Genomic DNA, 3,220 nt, shown 5'->3' with positions numbered 1-3,220 from the left:
GAAGGAAATGGTCATTCGATGATCGCGATCTCGCTGGGTCCGAAGATGAACCAGGAGTCGACGACCCGATCGATCGACGCCGGATCACCACTCCACTCGAGCCCTCGGACCTGGGCGCGTGTACGTCGGCCGAGCATCGAGCGGAAGATCTCGAACGTCGACGCCGAGAGACCGACGAGGTCACCCGCCGATGGGTCGCCGGCCTCGATCGTCGCCCCGTCGTCGAGATCGACCTCGATCGAAACCGGGACGTCGGCGAGATTGCCGAGCAGCGCGGCAACGGTGGAGGTGACGAGTTCCGAGTCGCGGCTCCCCGGGCGACCGAGCGCCTGACGAAGGTCGTGTTCGTGGGAATGGCAGTCGAGCGGGGGCCGGAACTCACCGATCGCCTCGATCGCCGCGCCGAAGTCGTCGGTCTGCGTCTCCCACCTGGCGAGCAGTTCGTCGACGGTCGCATCGGCGTTGCGCTGCACCTGCAACGCCGTCCACGGATCGGTCGCCGCGCCATCGACCCGTCCCGCGAGCACGTCGTCGGGGACACCCGACACGTGAGACAACAGGTCGCGTGCGGTCCACAGCGGGGTGCACGGCACCGGCGTCAACCAATCGTCGTTGTCCAGGGTTCTCGCGAACTCGACGAATGACTCCATGGCCGATCGATACCTGACGCCGAGTCCATCCTGTGTCACCCGGTCAGACTGCCAGATTCGGACCGTGGTCGGAACAGTGGTGCTCGCACTCGACCTGAAGGGTCACGTGCTCGATCCCGAACTGCTCGTCGGTGCGACTGGCGAGGTCGTCGATGATCTCCTGTGAGCGGTGAACCGTCGTCGTGCCATGCACGACGACATGGGCGGACGCCGTGCGGCGCCCACCGCCGAGTGACCGGATGTGCACGTGATGGGCGAGGTCCACGTCCGGATGTTCGACCAGCATCGCCGCGAGCTGCGCCGTCGAGACGTCGCTCGGAGCGCGGTCGAGGAGGACGTCCACCGTCGACCGGATCAGCCGAGCGGTCGACCAGAGCACCGCTGCCGACACGAGCAGCGACGCAGCCGGATCGACCCAGGAAAGATCCGTCGTGAAGAGCAGCAGGCCGGCGATGACGACGACGAACGAACCTGCCAGGTCGGTGAGCAGGTGGAGACGGGCGGCGCGCATCGACATCGCTTCGTCGCCGTGGCCGTGGCCGACGAGGACCACGCCGATGCCGTTGACGACGATCGCGATGAGACCGATCACGATCACCCCACCGCCCTCGACCGGCTGGGGATCGATGAGCCGGCGGATCGATTCGACGGTGATCCAGACGACCGATCCGAGCAACAGCAGCGCCGAGACGAGGCCGCCCAGTGCATCGGCCTTGCCGAGTCCGTAGGACCATTCGCGTGAGGGCGGGCGGCGCGCGATGCTCACCGCGACGAATGCGGTGATCAGGCCGAGTGCGTCGACCGCCTGGTGCGCCGCATCGGCGAGGACGACGACCGACCCGATGGCGAGACCGACCAGGATCTGGATCACGGCGAACGCGGTGTTCAGACCGGCGGCGAGTCCGAGCCGGGCACCGTCGTGCCGATGCTCGTGGTCGTGATTCTCACTCATTGAGAATCACCCTAGCGGGCCGATACGATGGCCGCATGTCCGAACCCGATCCGATCGTCAGCGATGACCCGGCAACATCGCGCTTCACCCTCCATCTCGATGGGCGACTCATCGCTCACGCCGACTACTCGGTCGACGGTGAGGTCCTGACCGTCCACCACGTCGAGACCGACCCCGCCCGTCGCGGCAACGGATACGCCGCCGTACTGATGAATGGAATCATCGAGTCCGTCCGGTCCCGCGACCAGCGAGTCCGCCCGCTCTGCTCCTACGCCGCCGAGTACATCCGCGACGATCCGGCGACCCACGAGTTGGTCGCCTGATGTGCCGCAACATCACCACGCTCCGCGGGCTCGAGCCGGAGGCGACCGCCGAGGAGATCGAAGCGGGTGCCCGTCAGTACGTCCGCAAGATCACCGGGGTCCAGAAGACGTCGGCTGCCACCGAGGAGGCGTTCGAACGCGCCGTCGCCGAGATCACCGCGATCTCCACCCGCGTGCTCAGCGAGCTCCCACCGCGCAAACAGCCCCCGAAGACCGAACCACCCCTGCGCCGCCTCGCGCGCCGCTGATCCCGCCGTCGATGAGGAGTCCAGGGAACGCAGCGAGCGGCGTCCTGTGCGTCCTCAGCTGTAGAACGGATTTTCTCCCGTCGAGTGATCGGTGAGGTCCTTGACCCGTTCGATCTCCTCGATCTTCTCCGAGAGCATCGTCTGGACACCCTCGAGCATCGTCATCTTGCTCATCGAGCAGCCGTGACACCCACCGCCCATGGTCATGTACGCCGTCCCCTCGCCGTCGTGGCCGACGTAGGTGACGAAGCCACCGTGCGCGGCGAGCGCCGGGTTGACCTCGCCCGCGACGAGGGCATCGATCTCGGCGGAGAGCGCATCGTCCGCAGTGAGACCTTCGACGCTGGGAGCCTCGGGCTTGTTCGGGTTGCGGATCACCAGGCCCTGCGTCGACGTGTGGTCGAGCGTCGCACCGGTGAGCAGCTCGACGTCCTTGCCGGGGATGATCACCTTGAGGCCGTCGTGGGTCCGGACCTCGTCGGCGAAGTCGGCCTTGAGGAACTCCTCGAACGAGAGGTCGTAGCGGAAATCCTGTCCCGGATCGGAGGCGATCGCGAGACGCAGGCCGAGTTGATCGCCGTCGGCTTCGTCGTCGCGCATCTCCAGGAGGTTCTCGATGGCGTCCTGCGTGATCGTGATGATCGGTTCGCTGGCCGACGCAGCGTCGGATTCGCTCGCCATTGCTTCGAGGGGACTCATGGTGAAAAGGCTACCGTCGCCATGATGAACGGAGCAGGACCGGACGCATGCACGAGCAGGTGAACGCCCTGATCACGCGCGCTGATCAACACCAGCGGCTCCGGGACGATGCCGGCCGCCTCGCCTCGTGCCTGGAACAGGCGGACCTCGCGACCCCGGTGGCGGCGTGTCCCGGGTGGGACCTGCGCACGCTCGGGGTCCACACCGCGTACGTCCACCGCTGGGCGACCCGAGCCGCCCAAACCGGTGCGCCTCCCGGGCCCGGAGACATCGACGAACCCGCCGCCGATGCCGATGCCGACAACGCCGCGCTCGGAGCGTGGATGCGGACCGGAGCGGACGCGCTCG

At 67.2% G+C, this 3,220-nt stretch carries 6 protein-coding genes; 3 read left to right on the top strand and 3 right to left on the bottom strand.

Annotated features, from left to right (window positions below; translation table 11 throughout):
- Positions 1-11 precede the first annotated feature (11 nt).
- Positions 12-650, bottom strand: a complete 639-nt coding sequence (locus WBV89_RS06270) for a maleylpyruvate isomerase family mycothiol-dependent enzyme (RefSeq protein ID WP_423980478.1) — start codon at positions 648-650, stop codon at positions 12-14.
- Positions 651-693: 43 nt separating this feature from the next.
- Entirely contained in the window at positions 694-1,602 is a 909-nt protein-coding gene (locus WBV89_RS06265; RefSeq protein WP_423980477.1) for a cation diffusion facilitator family transporter, read from the bottom strand.
- Between the two features lie 35 nt (positions 1,603-1,637).
- Between WBV89_RS06265 and WBV89_RS06260 the strand changes: the two genes are divergently transcribed.
- Positions 1,638-1,925: a GNAT family N-acetyltransferase gene (locus WBV89_RS06260; protein ID WP_423980476.1), complete on the top strand. Its 288-nt coding sequence runs from the start codon at positions 1,638-1,640 to the stop codon at positions 1,923-1,925.
- Positions 1,925-2,173: a DUF2277 domain-containing protein gene (locus WBV89_RS06255; protein ID WP_423980475.1), complete on the top strand. Its 249-nt coding sequence runs from the start codon at positions 1,925-1,927 to the stop codon at positions 2,171-2,173. Before WBV89_RS06260 ends, WBV89_RS06255 begins: the two co-directional genes overlap by 1 nt.
- A 54-nt stretch (positions 2,174-2,227) precedes the next feature.
- On the opposite strand, the gene WBV89_RS06250 is transcribed toward WBV89_RS06255, so the two are convergent.
- Positions 2,228-2,872, bottom strand: coding sequence for a NifU family protein (locus tag WBV89_RS06250; protein ID WP_423980474.1), 645 nt, complete (start codon positions 2,870-2,872; stop codon positions 2,228-2,230).
- Positions 2,873-2,919: 47 nt separating this feature from the next.
- On the opposite strand from WBV89_RS06250, the gene WBV89_RS06245 reads away from it, so the two are divergent.
- A partial coding sequence (locus WBV89_RS06245) for a maleylpyruvate isomerase N-terminal domain-containing protein (RefSeq protein WP_423980473.1) occupies positions 2,920-3,220 on the top strand: 301 nt, incomplete at its 3' end.

Origin of the sequence: Ilumatobacter sp. (assembly GCF_049588435.1) — a bacterium.
In the GTDB taxonomy this organism is placed as follows: Bacteria; Actinomycetota; Acidimicrobiia; order Acidimicrobiales; family Ilumatobacteraceae; genus Ilumatobacter_A.
This window is presented reverse-complemented; position numbering and strand designations above follow the sequence as displayed.